The organism is Phormidesmis sp. 146-12, assembly GCF_052939495.1.
This window is the reverse complement of the sequence record NZ_JBJPHS010000052.1, coordinates 1-17467: the sequence shown is the minus strand read 5'-3', so window position 1 is coordinate 17467 and position 17467 is coordinate 1. Positions and strand designations below refer to the sequence as shown.

Here is a 17467-nt window from a genome sequence, read left to right as displayed (position 1 = left end):
CCCACATGATGCCTTTGGTACAGCCTCTAACAAGGCTTGCTGGTTAAGGGACTGCGAACAGAGGTTAACTGCTTCTACCCCCTAAGACTTCGGAGATACTCAGTGATCGTCAGTGAATCTTTTGATTTTCACACCTTAGAAGAAAAGCACCGTTCCCCTGTTTTGGACGCTGCTCAAGTTGAGCTTTGGTTTCAACCCAGCTACGCACTGCATCCGCAGGCAACGATTCATCAAGAAGTGCTGTTGAGATGGCGAGATGCTCAACAACAGCTTCAACTTCCTCAAGATCTTTTGTCTCAGATCGATGCTGCTGGAATGACCCGACAGCTCGATCGCTTCATTCTCAGCCAGACCATCGAGGTGCTCAAAACCCAGCCGGATCTGCATCTGTCAGTCAATCTCTTTAAAGACGCAATCTACGACACTCGGCTGGCTCAAGACCTGCAAAACACCCTTGCTCAATCCAACATCAACCCCCAAAGACTCAGCGTTGAATTAAACGAAGACGCGATCGCCCAGGATTTTTGCGCCGCCCTGAGCTTGATTCAACATCTAAAAGCGATCGGGATCGGAGTCGTGCTGGACGATTTTGTGGGCAACCACCTCTCGATCCACGAGTATCGTCAACTGCCGACCGATTGGATCAAAGTCAACGGTCAGCTTATTCAAGATTTTACGAGCAACTTCGCGGCTCAGGCGTTGATTCAAGCGATCTTTGCGGCGGATCGGGAGTCAGCGATCGCCAAGTCTGTCACCGATCAGGCGACTCTACACTCCGTCAGAGATATGGGGTTTGCCTACGCCCAAGGAAATTACTTTAAGTCACCCAGTCCAACGCCTACCCCCAGTCAGCCAATGTTACCTTTGCAATCAACGCCTTTGCAATTAACGCCTGCCCAAGCGCCGTCGCCCCCAGCCGCCTCAGATCCCCAGTGGAAACGGTGGGGCATTGCGCTAACGGCGGTCGGACTTGGGGCTACCGTCTGTCTGATTGGGGCCGCCGTCGCCACCCATCGCTTGAGTAATATCGTTGCAGAAGGGGGGCAGATCAATGGTCGTGTCACCCAGGTTCAGTCTCCGATCGACGGTAATCTCAAAGAGTTTTATGCCCAACCCGGAGCCGAGGTGCGATCTGGGCAAGTGTTGGCACGAGTCACCCGTAGCCCTCAAGAAGAACAAACGCTTTTGGCGCTCGAAGGCGAGATTCAATCCAACGAGGCGCAACTGCTGGCTGCTCAAAATGCCCGCTCTCTGTTTCAAGCTCAACTAGCTGGGTTAGGCAGTCAAGATCAGGGCGTACGAACCGTTGATGTCAGTTTGTCAGAGCAAGAAGTCAACCAGCGACAGGCGGCGATCGCGTCCCTCAACAGTAAGGCCCAGGCCGCTCGACTGGAATACGATCGCTATCGTCAACTTGCCGCCGAAGGAGCCATCACCCGCCAAAAAGCCGACGAGCTTCAGTATGCGTGGCGGGCAGTCCAGGCAGAAGTTGATCAGGCAAAGGCGGCCCTGGCAGCGGCACGATCTTCTCTGCAAGCGTCTCAGTCAGGCATTGCCAGTAGTAAAGCAGCCGTCAGCAACACGCTCTCTGACCAACGCGCTCGGCTCAACCAGACCATTCAAGAGCAGTCGGTCGCCGTCAGCACGTTAACCGCAAAACTAGAAAGCGCTCGCCAACGACTCAAACAAGCGCGATCGATCTACAGCACTCAGCAAGATGCCGAAATTAAGGCTCCGCTAGATGGCATTGTTTACACGACCCAGCAGGATCGCGGCGGCCAGGTCAACCCCACCGAATCGCTGGTGACGCTTTTGGACTGTAATAATCTCTGGGCAGAAGTTGTCCTTCCAGCCAACCAAACTGGCAACCTTGATGCTCAAAAACCAGTCCAGGTACAGCTTAGTGGTCTGTCAGAAAAAATCAGTGGACAAATTGCGCTGATGCAGCCGATCGGCAACGGCCCCACGATCATGCCAACGGAGCGATCGAAGCCAGTCCAGACTGAGGCACTGCCGCCTATCATTCCTCTCAACGTTGGGGGACAGCCCCTAGTCAAAGTCATCGTCAAGATTCCACCGCCGCCTCAGTTTGGTCAGGCTACAAAATTTTGCGGACTGGGACAATCGGCGCAGATGACCTTTGCTAAGAAGTCGATCGGGCTGTAGGCACTTTGACGGCTTGTTTTATCCATCCGACTAACGGTTCGATCTGCGTTTCTTCGCGTTGTTGTTTTGGGCTTCTGCCCCAAAGCGCCTATTCTGAACAGCTTTAAGCCAACGTGAATTCGATAGAGTTTTTTCGCTTCGGTATTTAACGCTTTTGCCCCCCAACCCCCCAATCTGGGGGACTTTCGGACAGGATTTCTTGCTCAAAGTCCCTCAAACTTGGGGGATTTAGGGGCTGCCTGGAGTGATCGCCACAGCGAGGGATTTCATCGAATTCACGTTAAGCCAAGATTTCAACTGTAACCTCCTTACAGGTGCGGAATAGCTCTCAGATTCCTAATCTAAGCGCAGTTTTTATCAACTCACTGTCTTGTCCAGTTCCCCTTATTAAAAGCCACAATGCACGCTCAGTCTGTTTTTTTGCGCGGTCTGCACTGGGTCACGCTGCCGATTAGCGCCCTGGTTGGTCTGTTTTGGTTGGCCACACTGCACCATTCTCAGGGTTTGAATCTGACAGATTGGACGGAGTGGTGGGGCTTGGCGGGGGTCGGGCTGATTGGCACCTGGCGCTGGAGTTGGCTAGGCGTGCAAGTGCTGCGGAGTCGGATCTATCAGCATTGGGTCTTTCCGCGCTGGCGACGACGGGCGGACGCAATTTCTCTGCAAGCCTGTCCTGGAGTCTGTTTGCTGGTGCCGACCTATCAAGAGAAACCCTGGATTACCGAACGGGTCTTTCGAGCGATCGCCCAAGAAGCCTTAACGCTTCCCACTCGGATGACCCTGCTTGTTACCAGCAGCAGCGAGGAAGAAAACAGCAGAATTCGGGCCATTTTGCGAAGGATCGACCCCACCCTGCGATCGATTCATCTGATTCAGCAGGTACAGACCGGAGAAGGCAAACGCAAGGCGATGGCAGAAGGATTGAGAGCGCTGGCGCGGCTTAATTTGCCTGCAAATACGCTGGTTGCATTGATGGATGGAGATTCAGAACTCTCTCCAGGAAGTCTCAAGCGCTGCTTACCTTTTTTTGAGCTGTTTCCCAAACTGGGCGCACTGACAACCGATAACTCTGCTCACACGGTTGGGTCTTATCTGTTTTCAGAATGGTTTCATTTACGGTTGGCGCTGCGTCATTATCACATGTGCTCAGTCGCCCTCGCTCGTCGAGTCACCTGCCTGACAGGACGCTTTGCCCTCTTTCGATCTGAGGCTGCGCTGGATTCTGGATTTATCGATCTGCTAGAAAACGATCGCCTCGACGATTGGCTTTGGGGCGAGTTCAAGTTTCTCTCTGGCGACGACAAGAGTAGCTGGTTTTGGGTACTCAAGCAAGGCTACGAGATGATTTATCTGCCCGACGTGGTGGTCTACAATCACGAAACGATCACGGGATCGCTGCTGGGTCGAGCTTACGAAAACATGCGGCGCTGGTATGGCAATATGCTGCGAAGTAACGGCCGCGCCCTGGCACTCGGCCCTGGCAAAACAGGCTGGTTTTTGTGGTGGTGTCTGCTCGATCAACGGTTGAGCATCTGGACGGCGCTGATCACGCCCGGCATGTTAACGATCGCCCTGCTGCAAGCTAAATGGTTGGTGGTGGCGCTGCTGTGTGCCTGGGTTTTGATGACTCGTCCGCTGTATTTGATCGTGATTTTTTGGGGACGACGATCGCCGCTTAAGTTGATCCACCTCCCCTTATTGGTGGTGGCGCTCTGGAGTTCTGCATTAATTAAAGTGTGGACTCAGATGAATCTATCGCAGCAAAAATGGGTCAATCGCGGCAATCAGAAAGTTTCGGAAGCGAGTGCTGGCTGGCGCAAATGGGTCAAGCTTTCGACTTCTCGATTTTTGCTGGTGTCGCAGATGGTGAGTTTGGTGATGGTGCTGCTGTGGCTGGCGGATGGCTTTAACCCGACCCGCGATTTGCAAGAGGTTTTACAATGGCGATCGGCTCCCGTTGCGGCGACCCCGACCCAAGTCAGACGTGCGATCGAGTATGGGGTCATTCCCAATGATGGTCGAGATGATGCTAAAGCGCTCCAGGCGTTGCTCAATCGTCAGTTTGAAACCGATCGCGTGGAAATCGAGCTACCGATCGGAGAAATCGATTTGTTTTCACCCGTCAAGCTTCATCAGGGTCAAATGACGGTTCGCGGACAGGGCAGCGATCGCACCATTCTCACCGCTCAGATTGAGTCTGGAGAAGCGGTTTTGATCGTGCAGCCACGTTCTCAAAAAGCCTTGCAGCAGGTGACGATCGAGGGCTTTACCCTGCGCCAAAGGTCACCTCAGCCATCAGCAGGAATTTTGCTAGAACAGGTCACTGATTCCTCACTTCGCAATATTCGTTTTGAGCCAACGCGCCAACCCGCCCTGAAGCTTCGCAAAACCCGCGACATTGTGCTGTCTTACCTGGCGATTAATGGGGAGCCAAAAACTGCGATCGTCACTGAGGATGCGGTCAAGACTACGATCGCCCAGTTTTCTTCAACAAACAACGGAGTTGAGTGATCCAGGGTGATCAAAGTTCAGGCTTAGAAGTTGACGCTTGCCCCGCTCAAGATAGTTCTCAGGACGGATAAAAACACTGTAGAACCTCTCTATTGTTGACAGACATTCAGTTCTGAGTCTTCACCTCAACAAACGAAACACCTTACGCTTGAAAATGCTGCTCTAAATTCTGCTGTGACGATCGTGAGTTCTCTAAACAGGTGAGCCTAGCTGTTCTAATCGAGTTTGATATCTGGTTTGATAGTTAGAGACAGGGGCCGCTCTGCGGTGTCTGGTCAGTAAAGCTCAACTTAACATCCATCCCGCGCAAAAAGGAATGTGTTACCCCGGTGTAGACCTTGCCATCACCACAGATTTTCGGTTGCTCATCATGTCGGTGGTAGTGTCGATCATCGGTTCCTATACGGGACTGGACATGGCCCAACAAATTGCACTCTCTCAAGGACAGGCGCGACGCTGGTGGCTGATCGGGGGCGGTCTAACCCTGGGAATTAGTATTTGGGCAATGCACTTTACCGCGATGTTGGCTGACCAGTATCCGATCCCGGTGCGCTATGACTTGAGAATTGTGCTGTTTGCGATCGTCGTCGCTGGGCTAGGAGCCACGTTGGGACTGTGGATTATCAGCCGTCAAAAAGAATTGGGCTGGTTGCCCTGGCTACTCGGAAGTACATTCATCGGGACGACGATCGCTGCGATGCATTATCTCTCAATGACCTCCCTTCGGCTGGCGGCTGACCAGATTTATGATCCGGGGCGAGTTGTCATCTCTTGTGTGGTCTCGATCGTCACATCGATGGCGGCCCTTCGGCTGACGTTTTCTCCCCATCTCGCTCTTAGCTTTCATCAATGTTTGAGAACTGTCATCAGTGCTTTGATCATGGGTGGCGCAATTTCGGGAATGCACTACATTGGCATGAGCGGGCTTTGTTTTCGAGCGCGGGCGATCGTCGTGTCGCAGGTTGGCACCATTGATCGATCGCTGCTGACGATCGTGATTGGCATCGCTGCGCTGCTGGTTTTGACTCTAGCCTTGATGGCTTCTTTTTTTGGGCGACGGATCAGTGCAGAACTGGTGCTGGTAGCAACGCTGCGTCAGACCGAAGAGCGGTTAGAGCAATTAGTTTTTCTTCGCACTCAAGAACTGGAAAAAGAGAAACAAGCGTCCGAAGCCGCCAACGCGATGAAAAGTGCCTTTCTCGCCAATATGAGTCACGAACTGCGAACGCCACTCACGAGCATTATTGGCTTCTCCAGTGTGCTGCTCAAACAGATTTTTGGCTCCCTCAACGATCACCAGATTGAGTACTTGCAGCGAATTTCTAGCGCAGGTCATCAGCTTTTAGACTTGATCAACGACCTGCTAGACCTCTCCAAAATTGAGGCTGGGCGAGAAGAGTTACTGCTAGAAACGCTGTCTGTCGAAGAGGTTTGTCAGACCTGTTGGACGATCGTTCGCGACCAAGCAGCCCAAAAAGGATTGGAATTCTCCTACACCATCAGCCCAGACGTGTCAACTTGCGTAGCCGACAAGCGTCGATTGGTACAAATTTTGCTCAATCTCCTCTCCAATGCCATCAAGTTTACTGACCTTGGCTCTGTGACGATGCGCATTGACCGTCTTGACGCTTTCATTGAGTTTGCGGTGATCGACACCGGAATCGGGATCTCTGAAGCCGAACAAGCTGTTTTATTTCAGCCCTTTCAACAATTGGATGTCGGACTGGATCGCAAATATGAAGGCACAGGGTTAGGATTAGCCCTTTCTCAGCGACTAGCCCAACTGCACGGCGGCAAGATTACCCTGCGATCGCAGCCTGGAGAAGGCAGTTGTTTTACGCTATTGCTCCCAGAGAAGAAGGGTGAGGCGTAAGAAGAAATCTGTTGCAGGTGTCTTTTTTGTGATTAGTTCCACCGACTTCTCTTAGGGACTAGGGCTTGACCCGGCAGCTTTTCCTGAACTAACGCGGAGATAGTTGAGCATAAGGTTCCGTTTGTTTGTGAAACTCAAGCACGCGGTTCTAATAACCTAATGGGTGCCTTTATCACCTGCTTATGCAGCGATCGCTGGAGGAGTCTCGTCGTTGCTGAGAACGTCCGTTTAAACAATCACAGGATCACGGAGCAAAATTGCATAATCATCTGCCTTCAACACCCATTTATTAGCAGAGCAGTATCACGTAGACAATATTGTTATAAAGCGCACAGGAATAATATGGCAAACCAGGACGGTTCATCATGGCACTCACGTTAAACGATCTCATGGTTATCTTCCCACAGCAGCGATGGGTAGAGCTACCCGAACAGGAACAGCAACAGTCCTGGCAAGAAGCGACTCAACACCGATACTCGAATGCTGCTGCACGTTGGAATGGTTATCTCAACACACTTTGTCTCAATTCTTTGTTGGCTGACCTCCAGGAGGATATTGTCCCCCAAGCGTTGCAGGTAAGATTGGATGCCTCGATTTGGGAATTCGTCAATGGAGCAGTTCTGACAGTTGGTGAGACTCGGATTGTCTTGATCCCGGATGACAAAAGCAATGTCTCTGAATTTTGCATCCCTCAAGAATGGGTGGATATTGAAAACTGGGCAGCAGACTATTATTTAGCCGTGCAGCTTAATTTAGAAGCGGGTTGGTTGAGGGTTTGGGGGTACGCAACTCATCGGCAAATCCGCAATGGAGCAAGCTATGAAGCAACTAGCCGAACTTATTGTCTAGAGGGTGAAGACTTAATTTCAGACTTGAATGTGATGTGGGTCGCTCAAGAACTCTGCCCTCCTCAAAAACCAGACGTTCAAGCGCTACCCAACTTAGCACCGAGTCAAATTGAACCCCTCCTAGAAAAACTAAGTCATGCGACTGCTTACTCCCCTCGTTTACAGCGGCCGTTTTTGGAGTGGGCAAGTATTCTCGCATCTGAGGAACATCGACAGGAACTGTACCGCCGCCGAACAGAAGATTGCGCTGAAGAGAAGAGGGTCTCGATCGCAATGAGCAGTCCCTCAACCTTGGACAATTCAACGATGATTCAAGAACATTAGGAACTTTTTAGAGCAATTCTGGTGAACTGCATAATAATCTATCTTGAGTCCCCACAAACGAGTAGGATGGTATCTGTTGGCTGCGGCTGATGGGCTTTGGGACTGCGATCGACCTATTTTTGGTCAAGCTGTTTCTCACAATTTCCGATGATTCATCTGACTGATTTGATGATGGTTAATCACAGTCTCATTAGAACTTAGAAAACTTGAAACCCAACTTGATCTATGGAAGCTAATGTCTTTACCAGTGTGCTTTTACCTGTCGGTCTCGCGATCGTGATGCTCGGTATGGGCCTGACCCTCGTACCAGATGACTTTCAACGAGTCACTCGCTATCCCAAAGCGGTTGCCATTGGATTGATCGCTCAACTGCTCTTTCTCCCGATCGTTGGTTTTCTAGTTGCTTCGATCGTGCCGATGCAGCCTGAAATGGCAGTGGGATTGATGGTGTTGGCACTTTGTCCAGGCGGGCCTTCTTCCAACATGATTACCTACTTGGCGCAGGGAGATGTTGCCCTTTCTGTGACGCTAACGGCTTTGAGTAGCGCCATTACTGTATTGACTATTCCAATATTCACAAATCTATCTCTGCAATATTTTGCTGGACGCAGTGCAGCGATCGCGTTACCGATCGGGCAAACCATGCTGCAAATTTTTGCAATCACGCTAGTTCCAATCGGGCTAGGAATGGTGATTCGACAACTGTTTCCCGACTTAGCTCGACGACTAGAGAAAGTAGCGAACCGCCTGGCGATTGCCTTCCTCGCTCTCATTATCTTAGCGATCGTCATTCGAGAATGGAGCCGTATTCCAGGCTTTATTGCCCAAGTTGGGATTGCGGTAGTTCTGCTGAATGTGATCGCCATGTTGGTCGGATTTTGGTTTGGTAAGCTATTTAACCTAAAATTTGCTCAACGGATTTGTATTGCGATCGAGGTTGGAATTCAAAATGGAACACTTGCGATCGCGATCACTGCTGGGTTGCTCAATAATCCTGATATGGCTGTTCCTGCTGCCATCTACAGTTTATTTGCATACGCAACTGCCATTTTCGCGATTTTCTATGGTAGAAGCTATGTTCAGGCAACGGATTAGGAAAAGTGGGCTTAATCGCCAGGTATTCTGATGACTAAATAAGGTGTCTTGTTATTGAAAGTAGATAGCAATGCTGTTTGAAAGCATTCAGATCAAAAAACTGATGGTGCAACAGGGGATGGAATGCGATCGCAGTGAACTCACTAGGAGCATAGCCACTCTTGCCGCTGGTCGGAATTATCTTAGCTGAGCCAACAATTTTCTACAGGACTGCTTGTTTGATTTGAGACGTGATTTTAATATTAGTTCACATATTTTTATTGACATTTTATCTCAATAAGCTGTTAAGATAACTCTCGTTGGCAATTGAGACCAAACCTCAACAAGCTTCCTAAAAGTTTGATTGAGATTGCTGTTCTATGCCCGCGATCGACCCAAGTCCATTGTGGGCATTTCCCAAACCGTGCAAACCTTTGGAGGATTTTGTGGTGCAAGCATCTGATATGCGGCGATCGTTTCATCTACGATTATTGCCAATTCAAATCCAGCCACACCAAGTTCTGAATGTAGAAATCATTCAACAGGGCTATGGCGATCAAGCAATCTACCAGCAAAATATGATGAGTTTAGGCGCAGACGTAGAGCTACCAGAGATTTGTGATGCTCAAGATGTAACGATCGCAGTCTTGGAAGGCAATGGTAACCTCACCGTCAATGATGAGCTTGTCAAATTAGAACCTGGAATGTTTGTGTTTATCCCCGCAAATACCGTTCACACGCTACAGACGCAATCCCTTGCGGGTATCTCAAAGAGATCGCACCTGATCTTTCTACTCAATCGCTATAAACCTGATCACAGCATTGACGAATCAGCCTGGGTCATTAATCTGTAGTTGGCGATTTGACCCAGCACGAGTCCGTGTAACCTTCACAAGTAGAAACGCTAAAACGCGCTACAGCTTAAAACTTTTGATACACAACAGGAGTCTATCATGTCTAAGATTGGTTTGTTTTGGGGAACTCAAACGGGTAACACTCAAACGATTGCAGAAAAAATTCAAGAAGAATTTGGCGGTGAAAGTGCTGTGACGCTGTATGACATTTCTGCCGCTGACACCAGTGATTTTGAAGATTATGAATGCTTGATCATTGGGTGCCCCACCTGGAACATCGGGGAACTACAAGCTGACTGGGATGGTTTTTTTGATGAATTAGACAACATTGACTTTAGCGGGAAGAAAGTCGCTTATTTTGGCGCAGGTGATCAGATTGGATATGCTGATAACTTTCAAGATGCGATGGGAATTTTGGAAGAAAAAATCTCTAGTCTAGGCGGTGAAACGGTTGGATACTGGTCGTCTGAGGGCTACGAACATCAGGAATCAAAAGCAGTTCGTAATGGAAAATTTGTGGGACTCGCGATCGATGAGGATAACCAACCAGAGCTAACTCACGATCGTATTAAAACCTGGGTTGCTCAACTCAGGCAAGCATTTGGATTGTAAGTCTAGTCCCAAACAGATGATAATCTACTGAAAATTTACCTCACCTCACCTCTTTTGGGAGTTTTCATGTCTTACGACGTTCTGTGGCTTAGTGCCAGTCCAAGTTTAACGCGCCTCAATCAGCCACTACTGAAACATCTATCTGAGCAAGTTAAAGTTTTGCAGTGGGAGTACTATCAGACACCAGATGAAGGAAGCTGTCTAGCAACCGCTGTCGCGCTACTGCATGAGTATCTCAAAGCTCACAATCGTCCCGTTCATCTTGCAGGACACGGCATAAGTGGAGTCGTAGGTTTACTTTATGCGCGGCTTTACCCTGAGCGAGTTAAATCACTTTGTCTACTCTCGATCGCGGCCCAACCCGCACTCACTTGGCACAGCCACTACTACACTCAACTGCACTTACTGCCTTGTAGCCGCCAACAAATTTTGGCTCAAATGGCGTTGAGTCTGTTTGGAAAACAGTTGCCTTATCCGATTAAGAATTCGCTAGATGCGCTCGATCGTGACTTAGATTTGGCTCCCTGTCCCCACTCTTTGTTTAAGCTCACTGAGTTGTCTAAGGGCGGAGTCTCAATGCCGCTGCTGGTGTGTCGCAGTCAGACGGATTCAATCATCGATCCATTAGGTCAGTCAAACTGGCTCCCCTGGATGAAGCTTGAAGATCGGCTATGGGAGTGTCCAGAGGGTCGTCATTTCTTTCATTACTTTTATCCTGAGCTAGTTAGTAGCCGACTGCTTGAGTTTTGGCAATCGGTCAATTCACGTTCACGCAATCTATCTCTAACGGCGTGAATATTTTTTGGATTGAGCGTTTAGCGTTGAGAAACAACTGATTTTCATGAATATCGCTTCCTATTTGAGTTGTGAGAATTCGGTGGTGCGATATCTTTAGCGATAGAAGATGGGTTAAAACGACTGAAACGATCGCCTCAAGTTCTCTGTGACGAATGCGGTTACTCTACGGGTGAGTACCCTTTCAAATGCACCGTGGGACATCTCAAATCTGACCTCAAGCCTAAGCTCATTTTAACTGTGAAGAACAATGCAACCTCAATGCTTTCCTCGACTGACCCTGACTGAAGAATTGCTGTCCATACAGACTAATGCGTGGTCGATCGACCCGTCGCAGCTTGTTTCACAGAATACAGAGCGATCGTTTCAACATCGCGACATTGTGCCTTTGTCCTGCGATCGTTTATGGAAAATCGAAAGTGGTTTTGTTAGGGCGTTGACCTGGGACATCATGGGTGAAGTCACAACGCTGGGAATCTGGGGAACGGGTGACATAGTTGGCAAACCACTGTCTCAAATTGATCCCTACCAAATTGAGTGTTTGACTCCAGTGCGAATGAGTGAGCTTGTTTTATCTAACCATCACCTGACTGATGTGCTATTTCGTCATGTCCAGCATCTTGAAGCATTGGTGAACATCTTACAAACCAAACAAACAACATTGCGGTTGCTAAAGCTGCTGGAATGGTTAGCGCAACGATTTGGGGATGAAGTCGAGCAAGGGCGAGTCATTGAAATGCGGTTAACTCATCAAATCATGGCTGAAATTATCGGCACAACGCGGGTCACAGTGACACGGCTACTCAAAAATTTAGAACGTCAAGGAAAACTAACCCCCCTTCGCAAGCATCGTATCTTGTTGCACGATTAAGAAGGTTTGTACATTACACCTCCTGCATGAATAGAATTTTGATGTCACCTGCTCTTAGGTCGTGCTCCGTTTGGGTCGGCTTGTGCCCCCTAAATCCCCCATTCTGGGGGACTTTGAAACCGCAAGTCTTGGCTCAAAGTCCCTCACTTGTGGGGGATTTAGGGGGCGTTTCCGGATTCGCGCAGGAAGTCTATTGGTTGATAGCTACAAATATTTTAGGGACTTTGGACTTTGGTAAGCTTTGAGTCTTTGGTTTGGTGTCCTTGCTACTCTTACTAACAGCGAGGCTACTAACTGTGAGGCGTTGGTTGTGATTGACCAGATACCTGCAAACAACCGCCTTGTCTTCTAGGTGAACACGTCCAGTAAGAGGGCTGAGGCTCTGTATGTAGACGCAGATTTTTGACAACAAGCTGAGTCAATTTAGAAGGTCGATCGTGACTGCAAGAACTGATTAAATGGCTCGTTTCACCCTCAATTACAGTTGCAGTGTAGATTAGCGTTTGCTCTCCTAACTTTTTACCTTGTAGTTCTATGTGCATTGGATATATCTTTTGGTCTGTATTCAGAATTTTGTAAACCACCTGATACTCAAACCATTTCCAGCCTTGGTGTAGCGCGATTTCTCTTTCGACTACCTGAACTTGATTTGGCAAAACTCCCCAGCCGCGATAGACTTGCTGCAAATATTGAATATCTCCCGTTCGCTGCATGATTGCCGTAAACGCTGCGTTATCCAGTGCGCCGTAGTATCGACCGTCTGGAAACGTCACGATCGTTGGTGCAAATCGATGTCCTCCAATGTGACTGACCTGCCAAATCTGAGTGTGAATCTGTAGCTGATTGATAGTCGCTAACGCTTGACGATAAAATGGGTGCCCAAACTTTGCACAGCACTTATCATGGCTGCCATGAGTACAAACAAAAATGTCTTGAGTGGTTGTCTCTTGGCAGTCGATGTCTAAGCCTTTATTCGTCAAATACTGCTGAAGGAGTGGAGCAACCTGTTCGATCGTACCCACTTCAAATTCCCGCTTATGATACCCCCTGCTCAGACCTTGAGGTTTGCGAAAAATCATGACTCGTGTCCGAGTTGGCGCGTGGCGTTCTCCCACAAATAGTAGAAATCGAATCGGGAACTTTGCCTGTTTAAGGTCATCCACGAACGCTTTTAGATTAGGAGGCACTGCTTTTGAATCAAACTCATTTGCAGCCCAGGGATAGGGGCATTCAATCAACACATACATCAGATGGTCTGGGGCGCTGCCGATGATGTCTTCTCCCGATTCGCGAGACATCTGGGCACAGAAAAATTGGCTCATAGCCGCTCCTGTGAGGTTCTGCTGAATCTCTAGCTAAAAAAATCTCTTACTGTCATGCAGGCATCCGTCCAACCCTGATGCTTCAACGTATTGCCTACGATCGATTGTGTTCTTCCTCAACCAAAAGGTTAGCTCAATGACTCTACTAATGCAAGACTAATGCAAGATATTCTCATTTAATTTGCATAAGTTTGTTGGAGTGCCGCCTCGATACTGCCTACCTGCTTGTAGGTATCAATCAGTCTATGTGCAGGTGTTTTTTGGTTTTCTAAAGACTTTCTCAACGGTATGAGTAAATCGACATCTCGATCGCCTTCTAGGGCTGCTTCTGCTGCGTTTAGAACCTGGATTGCTGGAAGCAAAATTGCTGGGCTGTCAAAACCTGCGATCGCGGCTTGTTGGTGAAGTTTTGCGTCAGGAATTGTGGCGCGACCTGTCAGAGAGTCCTCTAAAATCAAGCCTTTCAATAAAGCCAAAAGAGCCGCATAAAGTCCAAAATCATCACAGCTATCAAACGCCTTAAACTCAATTCTGCCTACTTCCGCCGCGAGGCGAGCAATTTTGGTGAGAGAGGGCGTACTTTTAATCAAATCTTGTTGTCTTTCTAAAAAAACCATGACTGAAGGTCTAGCTCCAGTTCGCTCAAACGTTCGGGCTGAAAGTCCGCGCCAACAACTACCTCCTCGAAAGGGAGAACTAAAGCTAAAAGGAACTAGATAAGGACTGTAAAACGTCAGTTTTTTACCAATATCAATTAAGCGAATGGTGGACAAGCCTACCCTTGAAAGGTTGAGATCTGGCCCATAAGTGAGCATTGGAATATTTGCCGTCTGTTTTTCGGGTGAGGCTTTTCTGCGTTGAATCTCGTACTCATTGAGCGGTGGGTCAGGAGAAAAGCTAGTATGAAATGGATTGAAACTGACTAATACGGGCGTGAACCCAAACTTTGTAGAGACCTCTCGCAGCAAATCAAAACTATGAGACAACTCAGCGATCGCACCTTGAATTGTCGAGTGAATCGTCGTTCTGATTTCAATCCCTTTAGGGACACAATCGATTACTTTTTCAGAGTTTGCAAATCGCTCAAAGCCTTCTATATACCAACGTTTTTGCTTAATTCCAGCATCTCCAATTCGCAAATGAGCATAGTCTTCTGAGTAGATGGGTAATGCTCGAATGATTTGATCAAAGTCTGCAAATTGAGTGCAAGAAAAATCAGCAAACTTCCCGTGTTTGTTAAGAAAAGCGACTTCATGTTCGATGCCAAACTGAAACATGATTCAACCTCCAATTGCTCTGATTTTTATCTGATTCGGCTTTAAGCTACAGCTCTAGCTGCTCGATTAAAGCATTTGGTTTCCAACACACCCCGCGACCGAGCAATCATCGTCAAAGCCGCTTCTTTTGAGATTAGTTCACAACTTGCTTACGCAGATTTGAGAAGTTCTCAGGGTATTTTCTGGCTGAATATCTGTTGTAGCTGAGTACAGGCCTTCTCGATCGCATCGATACTTCCCGGATTTACCAAGCCGTAGTAATCAAATGTATAAACTCGATTGTTTTGCGTTGCTTTAAGCTTGCTCCAAAAGGGTTCTGATTTAAATTTTTCGACTTCTCCCTGTCCTGTATCAACTAGAATTAGCACTTCTGGATTTGTCTGCAAAACCTTCTCTGCTGAAAGCGTAATGTATCCTCCAAACTGGCTTTGTCCCTGTAACTCAGCAACTAAATTTTTTGTCCTAAACTGAGTTAGTAAATCTCCTGCCCAACTCGTTTTATTGGGAGCAAGAATTGGTTGACGGCTGACCAAAACTAAGGTGGAAGCAGGCTGGTTTGTCGGTTCGATAAAAGTCTGATAGTGCTTTAGTAAAGGTTGCGGATCAGACTGGAGAATAGCTGCGATCGCACTCGTTAACTCATTGAGTGATTGCCAACTATCCACTTTTGTCAATAAAGTTTTGATACCCATCGACTTGAGCCTGTTGACAATCGGATCATGAAATCCGGCAGCCCCAATCACAAAATCTGGTTTGAGAGCAACGATTTTTTCTAGATTAGGCTGCGATCGTCCCTCACTAACCTTGGTAACTTGAGCAAACTCAGGATTTGGACTGAGCAATCGGCTTCCTGGCATTCCGATCAACTTAGTTTTATCTAAGCGGTGAATGATATCGGCGGAGAGTGAAGTGAGCGCAACCACCCTGGAAACTCTAGTCGGTGTGGTTTGTGTTGTCGTCGAAACGGGTGTCATCGGGGGCTGCTGGACGTTTGAGGTAGTACAAGCAACTAAAAACACTCCAAGGAGTAGGGCTGTCACTTTGAGAACAGGCTGCTGAGACATAGATTATGCTTTTGTGTTGTGTGAGTTGTGAAGCAGACTACGCAATAGCTCATCATCGACGGGTTCTAGTAAGCTGAGAAGATGTCCATCAGGAGTCCGAACGGCTGCTACTTTGCCAAACGAAGGCTGCCGAACTTGACCTTCTAGCCTTGCGCCCATTGCTTCTAGATCTTCGATCGCTACATATACATCCGCAACATGAAAGCTCAAAATTGGAGAGCTTCCAATCTGTGGTTTTTCGCGGGAAGCATGAAGTGCGATCGTCGTTCCATTTGCCTCTAATTCTGCCCAGGAGGGGCTTGCTGTCTTTACGGTGAGTCCTAGCCCCTTGTGATAAAACTCAACCGTAGCTAAGACATCCTCCACCATCAGCATGATCTGTCTAAATTGTGCAGTCATTCACGTTTCTCCTTGTTACTAAGTTACTACTAAAAACGAATTGTCAAACTAGCAGCTACATTGATCCCAGGCTGAGTGTAGAGATCTAAGCTACGATCGTTCACACTAACCCCGCGCACATCTGACCACTGAAAGTATTTCTGGTTAAGCAGATTAAACACACCTACATTCAGCCAATATCACGGACAAAAGTATTTTCTAAGTCTTGGATATCAAATATCGAAATCGTACCCGCCGAGTTGTTGAGTAAGCGAGGAGTGCGTGTCCCGGTTACCGTAATCTCCTCCTCTGGCTCAGTTCCTATAGTTGGCGGCGACTGTACCAACTGTTGAGCATTCGTAGAAGGTTGCTGAAACTCTTTCACGCGAGAAACTTCTGGTGCGTCTTGTAGGTTAGTAGACTGAGCAACGTTTACAGAAAACAGGTTTGCATAAGCCGATCGCGCTGCTAGAAGTAAGCTAGTAATGCAGATGACCGGATAGAATAATTGAGAAATCTTCACAGTTAATCCTCGTAGCAAATAACAGAAACTCAGGTCAAGTCAAGCGAACCCACTTTTTCAGCAACGTTTTGAAGAAAATCGGACAGATGAAACTTCTCCACTCATTAATATCGATGGTGGAGGGCTGCAATTCAATTGCATTTATCTTATGCTTAGATGAGACTATTTTGCAATAAGGTCAGATAATTTTTAGAAAAGGTGCGAGTCTTATCCCGATAGACTGGCTTCTAAAGATTAGTCAAACGTCTGGTGAACTATGAAAGCCATTGAGTCCGCCTTCTGATGTCATTTGATAATCTCTGCAAGCTGCTTTCCGAAAAACATCCCGCTCGCTTTGCTAGTTGGGTTCTCGGTACGCCTCAAGTCTCAGTTGAAGTGCTCAAAACCGAACTCAGTATCGAACCGATTCGCGCTGATTCTGTTACTTTTTTGCAAGCAACATGAAGCGATGGCAGCAACTTATGTGCTCTCGGGGCTAAAATTTGAGGCAGCAGTGATTTCGCAACTAATCAGGAGAGATGTGATGCGGGAATCAGTGACTTATCAAGCGATTTTGGAAGAAGGACGCGGAGAAGAGGCGATCGCTAATCACCCGACAATTAACCCGACGATTAAGGCAGGAACTTTCTGAGAATATGCGCGCTGCTACGCAGATACCGCTAGGGTCGCGTCTTTCTTCTCTTTCCTTACCACTCCTCGAAGACCTCAGCAAAGCCTTACTCAACTTCACAACTTTGGCTGATTTAGAGGCTTGGTTGGAAGCGCGATCGATAACTGAGCGCGATTAGTAAGACCAAGCGAAGCGCGAAGCTTACTGAAGGTACCGACCATCAGAACGAGACCCTTGCGGTATCTGCGAAGCAGCGCGCACTTCACAAAACCTCTGGGATGCGATCGTATTTCTGCATTACCGATCGAACAACTCACGGTTCGCCCATTTTTGAGCAAGGTCAGCAGATTGAGCTAAAGTTTGGC

General features: G+C 48.0%; 16 protein-coding genes. 11 read left to right on the top strand and 5 right to left on the bottom strand.

Annotated elements, in window-relative coordinates:
* Nucleotides 1-102 precede the first annotated feature (102 nt).
* The 9 genes from ACKFKF_RS20570 (at nt 103) to ACKFKF_RS20530 (ending at nt 11928) form a co-directional block, all read left to right on the top strand.
* Entirely contained in the window at nt 103-2166 is a 2064-nt protein-coding gene (locus ACKFKF_RS20570; protein ID WP_446869434.1) for an EAL domain-containing protein, read from the top strand.
* Between the two features lie 399 nt (nt 2167-2565).
* A complete protein-coding gene (locus ACKFKF_RS20565; RefSeq protein WP_446869433.1) occupies nt 2566-4677 on the top strand; it encodes a glycosyltransferase in 2112 nt (703 codons plus the stop codon).
* A 316-nt stretch (nt 4678-4993) separates the two neighbouring features.
* Nucleotides 4994-6550 carry a sensor histidine kinase gene (locus ACKFKF_RS20560; RefSeq protein ID WP_446869432.1) on the top strand — a complete coding sequence of 519 codons (1557 nt, stop codon included), beginning with the start codon at nt 4994-4996 and terminating at the stop codon, nt 6548-6550.
* Nucleotides 6551-6915: 365 nt separating this feature from the next.
* A complete protein-coding gene (locus ACKFKF_RS20555) occupies nt 6916-7722 on the top strand; it encodes a DUF1822 family protein (RefSeq protein WP_446869430.1) in 807 nt (268 codons plus the stop codon).
* A 225-nt stretch (nt 7723-7947) separates the two neighbouring features.
* Complete coding sequence (locus tag ACKFKF_RS20550; protein ID WP_446869428.1) at nt 7948-8817, top strand: bile acid:sodium symporter family protein; 870 nt, start codon at nt 7948-7950, stop codon at nt 8815-8817.
* 428 nt (nt 8818-9245) lie between these two features.
* Complete coding sequence (locus ACKFKF_RS20545) at nt 9246-9650, top strand: cupin domain-containing protein (protein WP_446869427.1); 405 nt, start codon at nt 9246-9248, stop codon at nt 9648-9650.
* A 99-nt stretch (nt 9651-9749) separates the two neighbouring features.
* Nucleotides 9750-10262 carry a flavodoxin FldA gene (gene fldA / locus ACKFKF_RS20540; RefSeq protein WP_446869425.1) on the top strand — a complete coding sequence of 171 codons (513 nt, stop codon included), beginning with the start codon at nt 9750-9752 and terminating at the stop codon, nt 10260-10262.
* A 66-nt stretch (nt 10263-10328) separates the two neighbouring features.
* The gene (locus tag ACKFKF_RS20535; protein ID WP_446869424.1) at nt 10329-11057 is read left to right on the top strand and encodes an alpha/beta fold hydrolase; all 729 of its coding nucleotides are present in this window, start codon (nt 10329-10331) and stop codon (nt 11055-11057) included.
* Nucleotides 11058-11307: 250 nt separating this feature from the next.
* Nucleotides 11308-11928 (top strand): Crp/Fnr family transcriptional regulator, encoded by a 621-nt coding sequence (locus ACKFKF_RS20530; protein WP_446869423.1) that lies wholly within the window; start codon nt 11308-11310, stop codon nt 11926-11928.
* 290 nt (nt 11929-12218) lie between these two features.
* On the opposite strand, the gene ACKFKF_RS20525 is transcribed toward ACKFKF_RS20530, so the two are convergent.
* The 5 genes from ACKFKF_RS20525 to ACKFKF_RS20505 form a co-directional block, all read right to left on the bottom strand.
* Nucleotides 12219-13250: a sucrase ferredoxin gene (locus tag ACKFKF_RS20525; protein ID WP_446869422.1), complete on the bottom strand. Its 1032-nt coding sequence runs from the start codon at nt 13248-13250 to the stop codon at nt 12219-12221.
* 176 nt (nt 13251-13426) lie between these two features.
* Complete coding sequence (locus ACKFKF_RS20520) at nt 13427-14527, bottom strand: glutamate--cysteine ligase (RefSeq protein WP_446869420.1); 1101 nt, start codon at nt 14525-14527, stop codon at nt 13427-13429.
* Nucleotides 14528-14697: 170 nt separating this feature from the next.
* On the bottom strand, nt 14698-15591 hold the full coding sequence (locus ACKFKF_RS20515; RefSeq protein WP_446869419.1) for an ABC transporter substrate-binding protein: 894 nt from the start codon (nt 15589-15591) through the stop codon (nt 14698-14700).
* A gap of 3 nt (nt 15592-15594) precedes the next feature.
* A complete protein-coding gene (locus tag ACKFKF_RS20510) occupies nt 15595-15990 on the bottom strand; it encodes a VOC family protein (protein ID WP_446869418.1) in 396 nt (131 codons plus the stop codon).
* Between the two features lie 169 nt (nt 15991-16159).
* Entirely contained in the window at nt 16160-16492 is a 333-nt protein-coding gene (locus ACKFKF_RS20505) for a hypothetical protein (RefSeq protein ID WP_446869417.1), read from the bottom strand.
* 282 nt (nt 16493-16774) lie between these two features.
* On the opposite strand from ACKFKF_RS20505, the gene ACKFKF_RS20500 reads away from it, so the two are divergent.
* Complete coding sequence (locus tag ACKFKF_RS20500; RefSeq protein ID WP_446869416.1) at nt 16775-16936, top strand: hypothetical protein; 162 nt, start codon at nt 16775-16777, stop codon at nt 16934-16936.
* A 143-nt stretch (nt 16937-17079) separates the two neighbouring features.
* Entirely contained in the window at nt 17080-17280 is a 201-nt protein-coding gene (locus ACKFKF_RS20495; protein WP_446869457.1) for a DUF4351 domain-containing protein, read from the top strand.
* Nucleotides 17281-17467: the final 187 nt, after the last annotated feature.